At 62.3% G+C, this 14,458-nt stretch carries 16 protein-coding genes; 6 read left to right on the top strand and 10 right to left on the bottom strand.

Translation table 11 applies throughout. The annotated features are described in order from the left end of the window. Window positions 1-46: 46 nt before the first annotated feature. Window positions 47-697 carry a DUF305 domain-containing protein gene (locus AC1Q6C_RS24790; protein WP_054188009.1) on the bottom strand — a complete coding sequence of 217 codons (651 nt, stop codon included), beginning with the start codon at window positions 695-697 and terminating at the stop codon, window positions 47-49. 216 nt (window positions 698-913) lie between these two features. On the opposite strand from AC1Q6C_RS24790, the gene AC1Q6C_RS24785 reads away from it, so the two are divergent. Further along, window positions 914-1,627 carry a response regulator gene (locus tag AC1Q6C_RS24785; protein WP_162114322.1) on the top strand — a complete coding sequence of 238 codons (714 nt, stop codon included), beginning with the start codon at window positions 914-916 and terminating at the stop codon, window positions 1,625-1,627. Between the two features lie 11 nt (window positions 1,628-1,638). After that, window positions 1,639-2,730, top strand: coding sequence for a sensor histidine kinase (locus tag AC1Q6C_RS24780; protein ID WP_039973422.1), 1,092 nt, complete (start codon window positions 1,639-1,641; stop codon window positions 2,728-2,730). On the opposite strand, the gene AC1Q6C_RS24775 is transcribed toward AC1Q6C_RS24780, so the two are convergent. Continuing rightward, on the bottom strand, window positions 2,714-3,004 hold the full coding sequence (locus AC1Q6C_RS24775; protein ID WP_270008398.1) for a YiaA/YiaB family inner membrane protein: 291 nt from the start codon (window positions 3,002-3,004) through the stop codon (window positions 2,714-2,716). The two genes, AC1Q6C_RS24780 and AC1Q6C_RS24775, sit on opposite strands and share 17 nt — an antisense overlap. A gap of 163 nt (window positions 3,005-3,167) precedes the next feature. Here AC1Q6C_RS24775 and AC1Q6C_RS24770 point away from each other — a divergent pair, with 163 nt between their 5' ends. Continuing rightward, window positions 3,168-4,376 carry a macrolide family glycosyltransferase gene (locus AC1Q6C_RS24770; protein ID WP_064111953.1) on the top strand — a complete coding sequence of 403 codons (1,209 nt, stop codon included), beginning with the start codon at window positions 3,168-3,170 and terminating at the stop codon, window positions 4,374-4,376. Window positions 4,377-4,382: 6 nt separating this feature from the next. On the opposite strand, the gene AC1Q6C_RS24765 is transcribed toward AC1Q6C_RS24770, so the two are convergent. Together AC1Q6C_RS24765 and AC1Q6C_RS24760 are read right to left on the bottom strand one after the other, a co-directional pair. Then, on the bottom strand, window positions 4,383-4,829 hold the full coding sequence (locus AC1Q6C_RS24765) for a MarR family winged helix-turn-helix transcriptional regulator (protein WP_007734451.1): 447 nt from the start codon (window positions 4,827-4,829) through the stop codon (window positions 4,383-4,385). 57 nt (window positions 4,830-4,886) lie between these two features. After that, window positions 4,887-6,293 (bottom strand): aminotransferase-like domain-containing protein, encoded by a 1,407-nt coding sequence (locus tag AC1Q6C_RS24760; protein ID WP_042452643.1) that lies wholly within the window; start codon window positions 6,291-6,293, stop codon window positions 4,887-4,889. Between the two features lie 138 nt (window positions 6,294-6,431). Between AC1Q6C_RS24760 and AC1Q6C_RS24755 the strand changes: the two genes are divergently transcribed. After that, complete coding sequence (locus tag AC1Q6C_RS24755; protein WP_003945423.1) at window positions 6,432-7,652, top strand: pyridoxal phosphate-dependent aminotransferase; 1,221 nt, start codon at window positions 6,432-6,434, stop codon at window positions 7,650-7,652. Between the two features lie 79 nt (window positions 7,653-7,731). On the opposite strand, the gene purQ is transcribed toward AC1Q6C_RS24755, so the two are convergent. Together purQ and purS are read right to left on the bottom strand one after the other, a co-directional pair. Next, a complete protein-coding gene (gene purQ, locus AC1Q6C_RS24750) occupies window positions 7,732-8,409 on the bottom strand; it encodes a phosphoribosylformylglycinamidine synthase subunit PurQ (RefSeq protein ID WP_003945887.1) in 678 nt (225 codons plus the stop codon). After that, window positions 8,406-8,645 carry a phosphoribosylformylglycinamidine synthase subunit PurS gene (gene purS, locus AC1Q6C_RS24745; protein WP_003945817.1) on the bottom strand — a complete coding sequence of 80 codons (240 nt, stop codon included), beginning with the start codon at window positions 8,643-8,645 and terminating at the stop codon, window positions 8,406-8,408. Before purS ends, purQ begins: the two co-directional genes overlap by 4 nt. Before the next feature lie 165 nt (window positions 8,646-8,810). Here purS and AC1Q6C_RS24740 point away from each other — a divergent pair, with 165 nt between their 5' ends. Next, window positions 8,811-9,458, top strand: a complete 648-nt coding sequence (locus AC1Q6C_RS24740; RefSeq protein ID WP_270008396.1) for an MBL fold metallo-hydrolase — start codon at window positions 8,811-8,813, stop codon at window positions 9,456-9,458. Window positions 9,459-9,466: 8 nt separating this feature from the next. On the opposite strand, the gene AC1Q6C_RS24735 is transcribed toward AC1Q6C_RS24740, so the two are convergent. The 4 genes from AC1Q6C_RS24735 to AC1Q6C_RS24720 form a co-directional block, all read right to left on the bottom strand. After that, complete coding sequence (locus tag AC1Q6C_RS24735) at window positions 9,467-10,837, bottom strand: Ig-like domain-containing protein (protein ID WP_270008395.1); 1,371 nt, start codon at window positions 10,835-10,837, stop codon at window positions 9,467-9,469. A gap of 227 nt (window positions 10,838-11,064) precedes the next feature. Beyond that, window positions 11,065-11,769, bottom strand: coding sequence for a DUF2334 domain-containing protein (locus tag AC1Q6C_RS24730; protein ID WP_492666860.1), 705 nt, complete (start codon window positions 11,767-11,769; stop codon window positions 11,065-11,067). A 94-nt stretch (window positions 11,770-11,863) separates the two neighbouring features. After that, window positions 11,864-12,361 carry a glutathione peroxidase gene (locus AC1Q6C_RS24725; protein ID WP_003945816.1) on the bottom strand — a complete coding sequence of 166 codons (498 nt, stop codon included), beginning with the start codon at window positions 12,359-12,361 and terminating at the stop codon, window positions 11,864-11,866. A 47-nt stretch (window positions 12,362-12,408) separates the two neighbouring features. Then, complete coding sequence (locus tag AC1Q6C_RS24720) at window positions 12,409-13,347, bottom strand: ABC transporter substrate-binding protein (protein ID WP_042452648.1); 939 nt, start codon at window positions 13,345-13,347, stop codon at window positions 12,409-12,411. Between the two features lie 277 nt (window positions 13,348-13,624). Here AC1Q6C_RS24720 and AC1Q6C_RS24715 point away from each other — a divergent pair, with 277 nt between their 5' ends. Beyond that, a complete protein-coding gene (locus tag AC1Q6C_RS24715) occupies window positions 13,625-14,449 on the top strand; it encodes a sucrase ferredoxin (protein WP_232329985.1) in 825 nt (274 codons plus the stop codon). Window positions 14,450-14,458: the final 9 nt, after the last annotated feature.

Here is a 14,458-nt window from a genome sequence, read left to right as displayed (position 1 = left end):
GCCCAGGTAGCCACCCGAGCAAGGTCACGCGGCCAAGGCCTCCTGTTCAACTCCCCTTCAACATCGCTTCCATCTGAGTGATTTCCGCCTGCTGACCGGCAATGATCGCTTCTGCCATCTTCTCCGCCGACGGGTCGAGCCCGTTGTCGAGTTCGGTCTGGGACATGGTGATGGCACCCTTGTGGTGCTCGATCATCATCGTCAGCCACAACTTGTCGAACTCCGCGCCACTGGCATCGGTGAGGGCGGTCATGTCGTCGGCCGACATCATTCCCGGCATCTCGGCCATCCCGACGCCGTGTCCCGCGTGCGCCGACTCATCCATGCCCTCCATCGAACTCGACGAAGGCTCGGGGCGTCCCCACTCCGTCAACAATTCGGTCATCTGAGCCATCTCCGGGCCTTGCGCTGCCTCTATCTGCGCTGCAAGAGAGAGAAGTTCGGCATTGTCGGTTCGACCGTCGACCATTCTGGCCATGTCCAATGCCTGCGCGTGATGCGGGTACATTCCTTCGAGAAACTCGATGTCGGCGGCATTGACACCCGCAGGAATCTCCGACTGTGCTGCGACGCTGGTTGTTTCGGAAGAATGGTTGATGCTCTCCCCGGAGTTGTCCGAGCATCCGGCAATCAACAGTGCTGCCGCTGCCACAACCGGAACGAACCGCGCGGCGCTCTTCCTGACCGTCAAAGACATGTTTTCACTCCCGAGAATTGATTCTGTTCGATATGCACTGCACCACAATTGATTTGACAAGAGTGCTGCACATGCACAGTTGCCACGTTACCGGCGAAAATCCACCGCGAAGCCCGATAACCGGCTCGAACAGGCTTCCTTCATCGAATCTTCACAGTCGAGTGGAAACCACCACGCGACAGCAATGCAGACACGCAGTCGACTAACCTCGGTCTGATGAGCGCCGAACTACGACCTGGCGAGGAACCGGGGCGCGTTCTTGTCGTCGACGACGAGACTGCCCTCGCCAAGGTTGTCGCCAACTATCTGACACGCGAAGGATTCACCGTGCGCCTCGCCCACGACGGGCCGAGCGCAGTACGTTCGGTGCGCGAATTCGAGCCCGCGCTGATAGTGCTCGATCTGATGCTCCCGGGCTTCGACGGCATGGAAGTCTGCCGACGAATCCGTACCTTCTCCGATGCGTACATCCTGATGCTGTCCGCCCGCGGTGAAGAGTCGGACAAGGTGACGGGTCTGGCGGCCGGCGCTGACGACTACGTGGTCAAACCCTTCGGCCCCCGCGAACTGGTTGCGCGAGTGAAAGCACTGCTCAGACGGCCACGCGCGTCGAGTTTGCTGCCAAAAGTGCTGCCGACGCCTCCCGGACTCGACATCGACGTCGTGGCCCGCACGGTCCGTGTCGACGACACCCTGGTCGATCTCACTCCCACCGAGTTCACCCTGTTGTCCGCGCTTGCGTCCCGACCCGACGCTGCCTGGAGTCGGGCCGAGATCATCACCTCGGTGTGGGGCTCGTCCTGGTTCGGGGACCAGCACATCGTCGACGTCCATGTGCGTGCATTACGCCGCAAACTCGGCGACGACGCGACCGATCCTCGGTTCATCAGAACCGTCAGGGGCGTCGGATACTCCCTGAGGTCGTCATGAACGAGGTCGTCATGAAGAAACTCGGGCTACGCGGAAAACTGCTGCTGGCGCAGCTTGTCGTCCTGTTCGTCTCCTGCCTCGCCATCGCCGCAGTCGCCATTGCCGTCGCTGCCCCGCTCTTTCACAACCACCTCATGATGGCCGGCATCGAAGACTCGAATGTCCGTACCCACACCGAAGAGGCATTCGCTCAGACCATGACCATTGCACTGTTGTGCGGGATCGCGGTCGCACTGGTGGGCGCAAGCATCGCCGCGGTCTACATCGTCCGACGCATCACGGCCCCGATCTCAACGCTGGCGGAGGCGGCTCAAAGCGTCGCAGACGGGAACTTCGACGTGACTATCGGCAGGTCCGACGTAGATGCCGATTTCACGCGTCTCGAAACTGCCTTTGCCGACATGGCGGCACGCCTTGATCATTCGGATCGGGTCCGCAAACGCCTGCTTGCCGATCTTGCCCACGAATTACGCACTCCGGTATCGACTTTGGCTGCGTACGTGGACGGCATCGAGGATGGCGTCCTCCCCACGGACAACTCTTCATGGTCGGTCATGCGCGATCAACTCGAAAGACTGCGTCGGCTCTCTTGCGATCTGGCGGACGTCTCCGCGGCCGACGAACACGCTCTCGAACTCGATCGCCGAGATGAGAAGATCGACGACATCGTTTGCAGCGCAACGGCAGCAGCGGCGCCACGTTTCGCCGATCGTGGAGTCGAATTGACGACCGCGCTACCTCCGCAACCGATCACGGCCGAGGTCGATCGCCAACGAATCGAACAGATCCTCGCCAATCTGCTCGAAAACGCGTTGCGGCACACTCCGAGCGGAGGTTCGGTGACGGTGACACTCGCACGGGAAGGTGACCACCTCTCGGTGTCCGTCACCGACACCGGTGACGGAATTCCCGCAGACCAACTCGAATCAGTCTTCGACCGTTTCCATCGCGGTGATCGATCCGACGGTTCCGGTTTGGGGCTCACGATTGCGCGCAGCCTCGCGCTCGCACACGGCGGCGATCTGTCGGCGCTCCGAAACGAGCAACCTCTCGGCAGCACGCTGATCCTCACCTTGCCGACAGGTTTCAGGCTGCCGCTTTGAACGGATCGTGCTCGGCGATCAGCTTTTCCAGTCGAGCCTCGTCCACTCGAACCCTGACTGTGGATGCCTCCTGCTGATCACGAATCACCTTGGCCAACGTGAACGTACTGGTGACCAAGAACAGCAAGGACATTCCGAGAAATCCGCGTTGCCACGCATCGATCGGAAGATACGCAGTTCCGAGGAGGGTGCCGACAAAACTGACGGCAAAGGCTATTCCGGCCTGAAGATAGAAGGCTGCAGTGGTCTTCGAGGGTGTTGTCGGTGTGCTCATGCTTCGAAGTCTGCTCGCCCATCCCGGCACTCGGATGCGTAGTCCTACTCGAGTGCGCACGGTACTTCCCCGGCAAAAATCAGATGCCGTTACCCATCCTGGTGGATAGTCTCGGTCCGGTATCCGGAGTTGTTCCAGAGCAGTCAGACGGCAGGAGTGATCGATGACCCGCAGACATATCGCCATGGTGAGCATTCCGGCACCGGGCCACGTCAATCCGAGCCTGGCGATCATCGCGCGTCTCGTCGCCGCCGGTCACCGCGTCACCTATGCCAACGACGAGTCGATGCGTGAGATCATCGAGGCGACCGGGGCCGAATTCGCACCGTACGTCTCCACGCTGCCCAGCCTCGTCCCTTCTCCCGACGGCGCCGAACCCGAGAAGAGCTGGGACGGGGATCTGATCGATCAGTTGACGATTTTCCAGGACGATTACGAGTCGATGCTGCCGCAGCTACGCCGAATCTACGAAGACGATCGCCCTGACCTCTTTCTCTACGACATCGCCGGCATTCCGGCACGAATACTGGCTCAGCAGTGGGGCGTTCCCATCATCCAGTTATCGCCGACGTACGTTGCCTGGGACGGTTACGAAGCCGACGCCGCACCGATGTACGACGAAATTCGTTCCGATCCGAGAGGCGTCGACCTGCTCGATCGGGAGACCCGGTTCTTCCGCGCCGAAGGCGTCGAGGTCGATCCACGTGAGTTCACCGGACGCCCACCCCGTGCAATCGTGCTGATCGCAGAATCGATGCAGCCCAACGCCGAACGCGTGAACCGCGACGTCTACACGTTCGTCGGCCCCGCACTCGAACCGAGCAGTCAACCTTGGGTGAACCCGGATCCCGAACGCAAGCTCTTGTTGATCTCGCTGGGTTCAGCATTCACCGATCATCCGGATTTCTACCGCACCTGCGTCGAGGCTTTCGGCCAGATGGACGGCTGGCACGTCGTCCTCCAGATCGGAAAGCAGGTGCAGATCTCAGATCTCGGACCATTGCCCGACAACGTCGAAATACACCGTTGGGTACCGCAGTTCGCGATTCTGCAGCAGGCCGACGCGTTCGTGACCCACGCGGGTATGGGCGGATCCAGCGAGGGACTGGTGACCGGGACACCCATGATCGCAGTGCCGCAAGCCGTCGATCAGTTCGGCAACGCCGACTCGCTCGTCGACGCCGGTGTCGCAGTACGCGTCGACAGCGCTACCGTCACGGCAGTAGAGCTTCGTGAGGCGCTGACTCTGGTGAGCGCCGACGAGTTCCGCCGACGCAGCGCGGAGTTGGCAGAAGAACTCGCAGCGGCGGGCGGTGTGTCCCGCGCCGTCGAATTGATCGAAGCCGCTCTACCCGGCAGCGGGCCCAGATAATGTCTGCTACCAGTGCCAGGCGTCGCCGCCCACGTTCTTGATGGTTCGCTGCAGCACAGTGATGGTGGTGACAAACTCCTCTTCGGTGATTCCCTGCATCCGCTCTTCCTGCAGCATCTGCTGTACCCGCGCGGCGCGATCGAACTGCTCGGAGCCCGCATCAGTCGGGCGAAGGACAGACCCGTCTTCGCGCGCCCACCCCAGTTCGAGGGCAGAGTCGACGGCGTCATCGATCACGTCGGTGGATTCGTTCGGACCGATCGTCCGCAAGAGGACAGCACGCTCCACCCCTTCAGGGTGCAGCGAAAGTTGGTGCAGGACCCACCACCCCGGCTGGGTGACGCCGATCGCTTCGAGTGCTCCGCGCGTGCGCGTGCGAATCGCTTCACCGGCTCGCGCGGTCCAGAATCCGATCGGCTGGTTGGCCGGTGGCTGCATCGCTTGTTTGTTCATGCACACGACGATAAAACCTCAACGGAAGTTCAGGTCAACCACCAGCGAGGTGAAGTTCTACATATGTTGCGTGATTGCTCGGCCGATAATGCGGGCGGCGTCGGGGAACTCACCCGGGTTCGGTCCGGCGTAGTTGAGCCGCAAGAACTTTCCAGTCGGTTCTGCCGGGAACCAATCGTCACCGGCCCCGACGATGACGCCGGCCGACCGGCAGTCCTGCACCACGCGTTCGACGTTCGTGGTGTCCGGGAGCCGAAGCCAGAGGTTGAGTCCGCCTTTCGGTACGGCATCGAGGTGAGCGTCCGGCGCGTGCTCGCGCAGACTCGAGACGAGGAGGTCGCGTCTGGCCTCGAGTTGGTGACGAAGCCTGCGCAAGTGGGTTCGCCAGGCCGGTTGGGTCACGACGTCGAGCGCTACCGCTTGCAGCATCCCGCTGACGTACATCGAATCTGCCTGTGTATCAGCCAGAATCCGCTCGTACGCCGGACCCCGAGCAATCAATCCGGCAACTCGCACCGACGGGGACACGCTCTTGGTCAGCGCACGAAGGTAGACGACGTGACCGCTGTCGTCTCGTGCAGCGATGGGGCTGGGATCTGCGGTGATTCCGAAGTCGAGCGCCGAACTGTCCTCGATGAGGAATGCGCCGTGCCGACGGACGGTGTCGAGAACCTTGTCGGCCAACGACGGCGACCACAGCGCTCCGGTCGGACTCGCGAAGCTCGGTTGTGCGTAGAACGCACGGGCACCGGTCTGTTCGAATGCACGCGAAAGCTCTTCAGGATCAGGCCCGTTGGCGCCGCTGGAGATCGGAATGACCGTGACTCCTGCCTGCGCGGCGGCCAGGATCGCACCCCAGTAGGTCGGCGATTCCATGAGCAACGGACGCCCCTCCCCCACCAACGCGCGAAAGGACGTCGCAAGCCCGCCCTGACTGCCGGGAAGTACAACCACGTCGTTCGGCCCCGGCGGCGTGATCCCGGCAGGAGTGGCGGAACCCAATTCGGAGGCAAACCAGGACTGCAGTTCCGGAAGCCCGGCAGCGAGGGGCCGATTGAACACGGCGTCGGTTCGCGTCGCCCTGGTGAAGGCTGCACGAACCAGACCTTCCGGCAACAGCTCTCGGGCCGGATAGCCGGAATGCAGCGCGATCACGTCGTTGGAGGTGGACTGCAGCGCCATGGGCAGCTGCAGACGATAGTTCGGCGATCCAAGCGCCGCTGTCTGCCACCCGTAGTCGTTGGGTCGCACGACGCGCGCCGCGCGCACGAAGGTCCCCACACCGGGACGAGCCTCCACAACCCCCTGAGATACCAGTGTTCGCAGCGCCTTCTGCACGGTGACCGGACTCGCCCCGTGCAGGCTGACGAGCGACCGAGTGGACGGAAGCTTCGCGCCTGGAGGAGCCGTCGCGATCCACTCACGCAAAGCTGCGACAATCCTCGAACTGCTATCATTGGACATGTCGAATCATAGTAGCGCTACTCCTCTTTCGCCGCTAGCGCTATCGCAAATCAATGTCCGTTTCCAGACCGAACCCTGAGGCGCCCTTCTCATCTGAAACACAACTCACCCACCCGAACCGGAGAGGTACGTAACCGCGTGAACACACCCATCGATCAGGCCCGCAAGCTCGAGAATGTCAGGTACGACATCAGAGGGCGAATTCTCGACAAGACCGAAGAACTCGAGGATCAGGGACACACGATCCTGCGACTCAACGTCGGCAATCCGGCCCCCTTCGGATTCGAAGCTCCGGACGAAATCATGATGGCCATGATCCGCAATCTCCCTACCGCGCAGGGATATTGCGATTCTCGCGGACTGTATTCGGCGCGCACTGCGGTGGTCCAGTACTACCAGACGCGGGGTATCACCGACGTCACCGTCGACGAGATCTATCTCGGAAACGGTGTGTCCGAACTGATCACCCTGACGATGCAGGCCCTCTGCAATCCAGAGGACGAGATCCTGATTCCCGCTCCCGACTATCCCTTGTGGACGGCTTCGGTTTCACTTGCCGGCGGCACGCCCGTCCACTACCTCACCGATGAAAGCCAAGGCTGGGCACCGGACTTCGACGATCTGGAAGCTCGGATCACGCCGCGCACCCGAGGGATTGTCGTCATCAATCCCAACAATCCGACGGGCGCCGTCTACTCGACGGAGGTGCTGCAACGCTTCGTGGATCTAGCGCGCAAACACGATCTGATGCTCTTCGCCGACGAGATCTACGAAAAGATCGTCTACGACGGCCGATCCATGACAAACCTTGCGACGATGACCGGGCGAGACGTTCTGTGTCTGACGTATTCGGGACTGTCCAAGGCCTACCGCGTGTGCGGATTCCGAGCCGGATGGCTGGCCATCACCGGACCACTCGAGCGGGCGTCGAGCTTCATCGAAGGCATCAAATTGCTGGCCAACATGCGAATGTGTGCCAACGTGCCGGCGCAGCACGCTATCCAGACTGCACTCGGCGGACGCCAGTCCATCGAGGACCTGTTGCTTCCACAAGGTCGGCTGACGGCCCAGCGCGATCTCGCACACACCACGCTCAACAGCATCGACGGGATCAGTTGCCAACAGGCCGACGGGGCGCTGTACCTGTTCCCCAAGCTCGACGTCGACAAGTTCGGCATCGTCGACGACGAGAGGTTCGTTCTCGATCTACTGGAATCGGAGAAGATTCTTGTCAGCCACGGTCGCGCGTTCAATTGGATCGAACCCGATCACTTCCGGTTGGTGACTCTCCCCAACACCGACGATCTCTCGACGGCACTCGAGCGACTCGGCAACTTCCTCAGTTCCTACAGCCAGTAGCCCTGGGTACCGGGCCCACATACGACTGAACGCCGACCGGATTTCCGGTCGGCGTTCAGTGGTGAAAATCAGCAGGCGATCAGGCAGTGACGATCGCGTCGAGGGCCGAGTAGAACAAGCCCAATCCGTCGTCACTGGGACCGGTGAGAGCCTCGGTGGCGTGCTCGGGGTGCGGCATCAAACCGACGACCCGGCCGTTGGCCGAGGAGATGCCGGCGATACGACGCTGCGAGCCGTTGGGGTTCTCCTCCGAGTAACGGAAGACGACGCGGCCTTCGCCCTCGAGTTCGTCGAGAACCTTCTCGGACGCCTGGAAGCGACCTTCACCCGACTTGAGGGGGATGAGGATCTGCGCGCCGGCCTCGTATCGCGAGGACCACGCCGTGTTGTTGGCTTCGACCGTCAACCACTCGTCGCGGCAGATGAAGTGCAGACCCTGGTTACGGGTCAGGGCACCGGGCAGCAATCCTGCTTCGCAGAGGATCTGGAAACCGTTGCAGATGCCCAGGACCGGCATGCCGCCCTTGGCTGCTTCCACAACCTTGCCCATCGCGGGAGCAAAACGTGCGATCGCGCCGCAACGAAGGTAATCGCCGTACGAGAATCCGCCGGGCACGATGACCGCGTCGACACCCTTGAGGTCTGCATCGCCGTGCCAGAGTTCGACAGCTTCACCGCCGGCCAGGTTCACTGCCCGAGCCGCGTCGATGTCGTCGAGCGTGCCGGGGAAAGTGATTACTCCGATACGTGCGCTCATGCCTCGACTCGCCTGACGGTCCAATCCTCGATCACCGTGTTGGCCAGCAGGCCTTCGGCGATCTTCTCGAGTTCGGCGTCTTCGACACTGCCGTCGATCTCCAACTCGAACCGCTTGCCCTGACGGACATCGGATACTCCTGCAAAGCCCAGGCGAGACAGTGCCCCGACAATTGCCTGTCCCTGGGGGTCGAGAATCTCGGCCTTGGGCATGACTTCGACGACGACACGGGCCACGTGCTGCTCCTCGGTACTAGTGCGCGAACCCGGAGTGAAACGCTCGGGTGATGGCCAGTTTACCGGGCGGACCCGAGATGGTTCGCATCGAGTGATCGGGGCGTGACGGCCACCACCTGTGAAACCCGCCTGCGAGTCCCTTCGGGGCGGCGCATACTCGAAATCATGCGACTGACACATTTTGGCCATTCCTGTGTGCTCGTGGAGTTGAACGGCTCGAAGATCCTCTTCGATCCCGGCAACTTCTCGCACGGATTCGAAGGCATCACCGGCCTCGACGCCATCCTCGTGACACATCAACACCCCGATCACGCCGACCCTGCGCGGCTGCCCGAACTGGCCGAAGCGAATCCCGACGCCGTGCTCTACAGCGATCCGCAGACGGCTGAAAAGCTCGGTGGGCGCTGGACCGGCGTCCGGCCGGGCGACCGGTTCAGCTTCGGCGACGTCGAGGTGACCGGAACGGGCGGAGAGCACGCAATCATCCATCCGGACCTACCGATGATCGACAACACCGCGTTCCTCCTCGGTGACGCCACCAACCCGGCACGGTTCATGCATCCCGGCGATTCCCTCTACGTCCCCGAACAAAAGATCGACGTTCTCGCCCTCCCCGCCGCCGCACCGTGGCTCAAGATCTCGGAGGCCATCGACTACCTCCGCGCGGTGGCGCCGCGCGTTGCGGTTCCCATTCATCAAGCGATCATCCGCGACGAGGCCGCGGGCATCTTCTACGGTCGCTACTCGGAAATGGCTGCCGACGGCACCGAGTTCCGAGTTCTCGACGAGGAGTCGAGCGTCGAAGTCGCCTGATTCGGTTCTCACGCACTCACATCGACGATGATCCAGCCGGTGCTCGTGCCACCGGCTGCGTCGGTGAGTGTGTAGAGAATCCTGTCGGTGCCTGCCTTCGTTCCGGCTTCGAACACCACTTCGCCGTTTTCGAGCTTCACGGTGCCACCGAGAAGTGACGTTGCCCCGACGCCGGTCACTTTGATCGAATCTCCGTTGCTGTCATGATCATTCGCGACGGCGTCGACGGTGACTGTGCCGCCTGAGCGGACCCGCGCGATGTCGAGTGCGGCGTACGGCGGGATCGGGCTTGCCGTGTACCGACCGACGTCGTCGAGTCGAGCCGAGGCAACCTCCGCCGCATCGACGATGGCAGCGAATTCGGTGCCGTCGAAGCGCGAGAGCTCGTTGCCGTTCATGATGGTCGATCCCTCGGCGCCGCCGCCGTGGTAGTCGTCGGCATAGAAGTTGTGGCCCAACTCGTGGCGGAGAACGCGGCTGAAGTTGCCGTCGGACTCGGCACTTACATGCGCGTAGCTGTGGTCGAGTTCGAACTTCGAGTAGTAGGCATTTCCGCCACCGGATGCGCACACGACGGTCGCCTGATCGACACTCGACCCGACCTGATCGGACCACAGATCTTCCAACTGCTCGAGATTTTCACAACTGCTCGAGTACGGATCGCCGGCGGAATCTGCCCGCAGGACAACTCGACCGAGGACCGGCCGAATCCCGACGTCTCTGATCCAGATGGCAGCGGTGCGGGCCATTGATTCCTCGGCCCGATCCAGAGCGACGGCGGCACTGCCTGCGCCGTGCGCGGAGTACCACTCGCCACTGAGGTCCAGTCCCACCACGAATTGCTTGACCGTCTTGCCGACCCTTGCGGCCGAGGCCGGCGCAATGGCGGCGGTGGGCCACTTGGGCTTTGCGTCGATCGGCGCCGTGCTGCGACCGACCACGTCGGATCCGACGAACTCGAGCGAAGCACCACGATCGAAAATCACCTGCCCTCGCAGTGTTCCGGCGGAGTCGACGATGGCCGAGACGATTGCGTCCGGACGCCCTTCCACGCTGCCGATGTACGAACGGGGCGCCGGGATCACCGCGTCGGTCAGCTCTCCGTCGCTGTCTTGCACAGCCATCGAGAACTCGGATCCCCGCAGGTTCATCTTGTGAAGGCGCAGTGTGAGTTGCTCACCTTCATCGTCGACGGTTGCGGTGCGGACGCCATCGCTCGACCCGCTCGACCCGCCGTCGACACTGCCCGTCGGCAGCGTGTGAACCGCGCTGGTCGGAGCGGCAGACGCGAGCGCCGGAACGAACGCAGCACAGACGACTGCGCCCACAGCCACGGCGACAAGACCCTCGGCCGACTTGGAGAACACTCTCGTGCGCATGGCGAGATCCCAATCCCATCTACTAGCGGCAGATTAACTGCACGCACTCTAGCAGTGGGAGAGTTGGCTGACCCAGCGCTCTAATTAATCGTCCGTTTTATGCGATTTTGACCCATTCTGCACTACTACCAGCAAGGAAGTGGAGAAACGCGAAGAGTCTGCCCGCTCGGACAACCCGGACAGACGACATATTCTCGTAGCTATCAAATAGTTGCCAACTACCGAATTCAGGCAGCGCCGAGCTCCTGAGACGGGGAGTTCCACCGATACACCTGCGAGTTGGCTTCGTGGAAGAGGGCAAGGTCGACGGCGTCGAGGACGGCCTGACGTGGGCCCTCGTTTCCCAACTGCTTGGCCGTGATCGACAATCTGACCAGTCCCCCACGTTTGGCGGCACGCCCGGCTCCGAGAACCAATGCGCGACACCACCACGGCTCGGCCTTGAAGCCTTCGCCGATCCCGAAAACCCTTCCCCGTTGCAAGGTTCCGCGGGTCAGATCATGTACTGCCCCGAGGCCTGCCATCGTGCGAAAGCCCGTCTCCGGCAACACCGACATGGCACCGGGCGATGCCACCCAGCGCGGCGGTGCGAACACCCGGGTCCGAAGGCCTGCATGCTCGAGAACGCGGTCCGCAGCGAGTAGTCGCAGTTTCGCTTCGTGCTTCGACAGAGTGGCGAACTCGGCTCGGCGACGCTTGGTCGCGGCCTGGTCGTAGCCGTGCAGAACGATGGCATCGCCGTGCTCGCGACGCTCACGCAGCCAAGCCGTCGTCACCGCGTCGTCGGCCAGTCGGTATTTGTCCTTCAGTCGCGGCGCCACCAGGAGCGACAAGCGGACACCTCGAGTGTCCATCTCGTCTGCGAATCCGGCAGCGAGATAACATGTCTCGTCTCTGATTCCGGATACCGACACGATCAGTTCTGCGGACATACTCCGATAGTGGCAGCTGTGGGTGAACAGCACACTGCCGCCGGATGATCATCCGGCGGCAGTTTTCAGCGCACCTACTGGTTCTTGGAAACCTCTAGTTCTTGGGAAGCGCAGCTTCGATCGCGGCGACAACCTCGGGTGCGTCAGGCTCGGTCCGCGGACGGAAGCGGTTGACGACGGTGCCGTCCGGTCCGATCAGGAACTTCTCGAAGTTCCACTGAATGTCTCCCGCAGCGCCTTCGGCGTCGGCCGCCTTGGTGAGCTCGGCGTACAGCGGATGCTGGTTTTCGCCGTTCACCTCGATCTTCTCGAGAAGCGGGAACGTGACGCCGTAGGTAGTGGAGCAGAACGTCTCGATCTCTTCGGCGGTACCCGGTTCCTGCCCCATGAACTGGTTGCACGGGATACCGATCACGGTCAGACCGCGATCGGCGTACTCGCTGGCCAGCTTCTCGAGCGCCGAGTACTGCGGGGTCAGTCCACACTTGGACGCGACGTTGACCACGAGGACGGCGCGGCCGTCGTATTCACCCAAAGAGGTGGGCACGCCACCGAGGGTGTTGATCGCGATGTTCTGTACTGGAGTTGTCATAGGCTCCAACTTAGCGACTCTCTCACGCACTGCTCCTTCGCGCACTGCTAATTCGACGCTCCGAGAATGCGATCGAGGTCGTCCAGAACGGTGAGGCCGCCGAGCGGTCCGACGCCGGTGATCCAGTAGGACATGTCGACCAGATGCGGGTTCGGGAAGAATCCGGCGTTGTCGGCCACGGCCTTCGGCATCGTGCCGGCATCGGCCGGTTTCGCGGAGGTGACCAGGATGAGGTCGGCGTTGGCTCCGGAGACGAATTCCGGGGAGAGGTCCACCGAGATCGAGTTCTCCCAGTCGCGTGCGGGAATCGTGAGTCCAGCACATTCGAGAGTGCTTCCGGCAAACGACGTGGGTCCGTACAGCGTCAGAACGTCGTCGCGTGGGCGGATCAGCTGAGCGGTCTTGCCCTCGGTGCTGTGCTTGCTCGCCACTTCCTCGCAGCGTGCCGTGTAGTCACCGAGCAGTTCACCTGCCTGATCGGTCTTGTTCAACGCCTCTGCGACGAACTGGACGTTGTCCTGCCACGGATCGGTCTGAGTTGCCATGTAGACGGTCGGTGCGATGGCAGCGAGCTGCTCGTACAGATCACCGTGCCGCGATTCCGTTCCGATGATCAGGTCCGGGCTCAGTGCGACGATCTTCTCGAGGTTCGGTGCCGCGACGGTTCCGACCATCTCGATCTCCGCCGCCTTCTCACCGAGGTACGCCGGAACGCCGGTCGTCTCGCTGAGTACCGCGGTGCCCACGGGAATCACGCCCAGCGCTACCGACGTGTCGAGCTGAACCGGCTCGAGCACGACAACTCGCTGCGGATCCGTCGGTACGTCGGTAGTTCCACGGGCGTGGGTGACCGCGTGCACGGTGTCGGCAGACTGACTGCCGGTATCCGTCTTGTCGTCACTGCCACACGCCGTTGTCGTTGCCACTATGGCGGCGAGGACAAAACCACCCAGCATGTACTTCGTCCGCGAGTTACTGCGTTTCATTCACAAACTCCTGTTACCGACTGCTTCCTTCCGTCACAGCCACGTGCATTCACCGCGGCTGAGCAAAGGATTCACCATCCAATAGTCTGGTGAGCCTAACCTACGAGACTGGAGCCTCATCATGTCTTCCCTCCCCTGCCACAGCGACGGTGTCCTGGGGAAAGGATCTATGCAGTGCCTTTCGGAATTTGTCGCCAATCCGCAAACCAGTCGACGCCCTCACGCCTGTACACGGCAGTCGTCGACCGCCGGCGAACCTATGGTCGGTCGCGCCGGAATGACACATCTGTGGGTATTGATCGAGCATCCCGGCCCCTGGCCGGCGTCCGCCCCTGACGACGTTCTCCCCGTCGCGCTCACCGAAAAGATCTACGCAGCGCAGGGCCGTATCCGTGTCGTGGTGATCCGGCGGACCCGCAACCGCCGGGTGCTCACCCCGACGTGTGTACTCGCCTGGACGGACGGCACACGCCAATGGATGCGGGAAGGGGCGGTCGACCGATACGAGGACCTGTCGGTACTGCCGTTCGAATCGATGGCCACCGGAGCGGAACCCGACTTCGGCCGCTCCCGCACGGAACCGCTCTTCGCAGTCTGCACGCATGGAAAGAAGGATGCGTGCTGCGCGGAACTCGGCCGCCCGGTCGTTTCGGCGCTGAACGCGGCACAGATCGCAGATGTGTGGGAATGCAGTCACATCGGCGGAGATCGTTTCGCGGCCAACATGATTGCGTGGCCTGCCGCAGTCTATTTCAGCCGACTGGACGGCAACTCCGCAATCGATGCTGCCGAGAAATACCTAGCCGGAGAATTGGAGCTGCTGCACCTGCGCGGCCGGGCGGCACTGTCACAGGCCGCTCAGGCAGCCGAACATGCTGTCCGACGCGCCACCGACATCGTCGCCACGGACGCACTCGAGAGCATCAGCGAGAGTGTCGACGGAGAACACACGACTGTCGATCTTCGGTTGGAGGGGAGAGACTTTCGCGTCGTCGTTCGCTCCGGTCCTCCAGGGCTGCCGTTCCGACATGATTGTGGTGCCGGAGGGACCGTCGAATGGAGCGGATGGACCGTCGAGCACGTTCACGAGCAACCCCACTGACCACTCGAT

Source organism: Rhodococcus sp. MT28, from assembly GCF_058792695.1.
This window is presented reverse-complemented; position numbering and strand designations above follow the sequence as displayed.

Coding starts and splice junctions, on each gene's coding strand:
- AC1Q6C_RS24790 (WP_054188009.1), bottom strand. CDS start 697: ATGTCTTTGACGGTCAGGAAGAGCGCCGCGCGGTTCGTTCCGGTTGTG.
- AC1Q6C_RS24785 (WP_162114322.1), top strand. CDS start 914: ATGAGCGCCGAACTACGACCTGGCGAGGAACCGGGGCGCGTTCTTGTC.
- AC1Q6C_RS24780 (WP_039973422.1), top strand. CDS start 1,639: ATGAAGAAACTCGGGCTACGCGGAAAACTGCTGCTGGCGCAGCTTGTC.
- AC1Q6C_RS24775 (WP_270008398.1), bottom strand. CDS start 3,004: ATGAGCACACCGACAACACCCTCGAAGACCACTGCAGCCTTCTATCTT.
- AC1Q6C_RS24770 (WP_064111953.1), top strand. CDS start 3,168: ATGACCCGCAGACATATCGCCATGGTGAGCATTCCGGCACCGGGCCAC.
- AC1Q6C_RS24765 (WP_007734451.1), bottom strand. CDS start 4,829: ATGAACAAACAAGCGATGCAGCCACCGGCCAACCAGCCGATCGGATTC.
- AC1Q6C_RS24760 (WP_042452643.1), bottom strand. CDS start 6,293: ATGTCCAATGATAGCAGTTCGAGGATTGTCGCAGCTTTGCGTGAGTGG.
- purQ (WP_003945887.1), bottom strand. CDS start 8,409: ATGAGCGCACGTATCGGAGTAATCACTTTCCCCGGCACGCTCGACGAC.
- AC1Q6C_RS24740 (WP_270008396.1), top strand. CDS start 8,811: ATGCGACTGACACATTTTGGCCATTCCTGTGTGCTCGTGGAGTTGAAC.
- AC1Q6C_RS24735 (WP_270008395.1), bottom strand. CDS start 10,837: ATGCGCACGAGAGTGTTCTCCAAGTCGGCCGAGGGTCTTGTCGCCGTG.
- AC1Q6C_RS24730 (WP_492666860.1), bottom strand. CDS start 11,769: ATGTCCGCAGAACTGATCGTGTCGGTATCCGGAATCAGAGACGAGACA.
- AC1Q6C_RS24725 (WP_003945816.1), bottom strand. CDS start 12,361: ATGACAACTCCAGTACAGAACATCGCGATCAACACCCTCGGTGGCGTG.
- AC1Q6C_RS24720 (WP_042452648.1), bottom strand. CDS start 13,347: ATGAAACGCAGTAACTCGCGGACGAAGTACATGCTGGGTGGTTTTGTC.
- AC1Q6C_RS24715 (WP_232329985.1), top strand. CDS start 13,625: ATGACACATCTGTGGGTATTGATCGAGCATCCCGGCCCCTGGCCGGCG.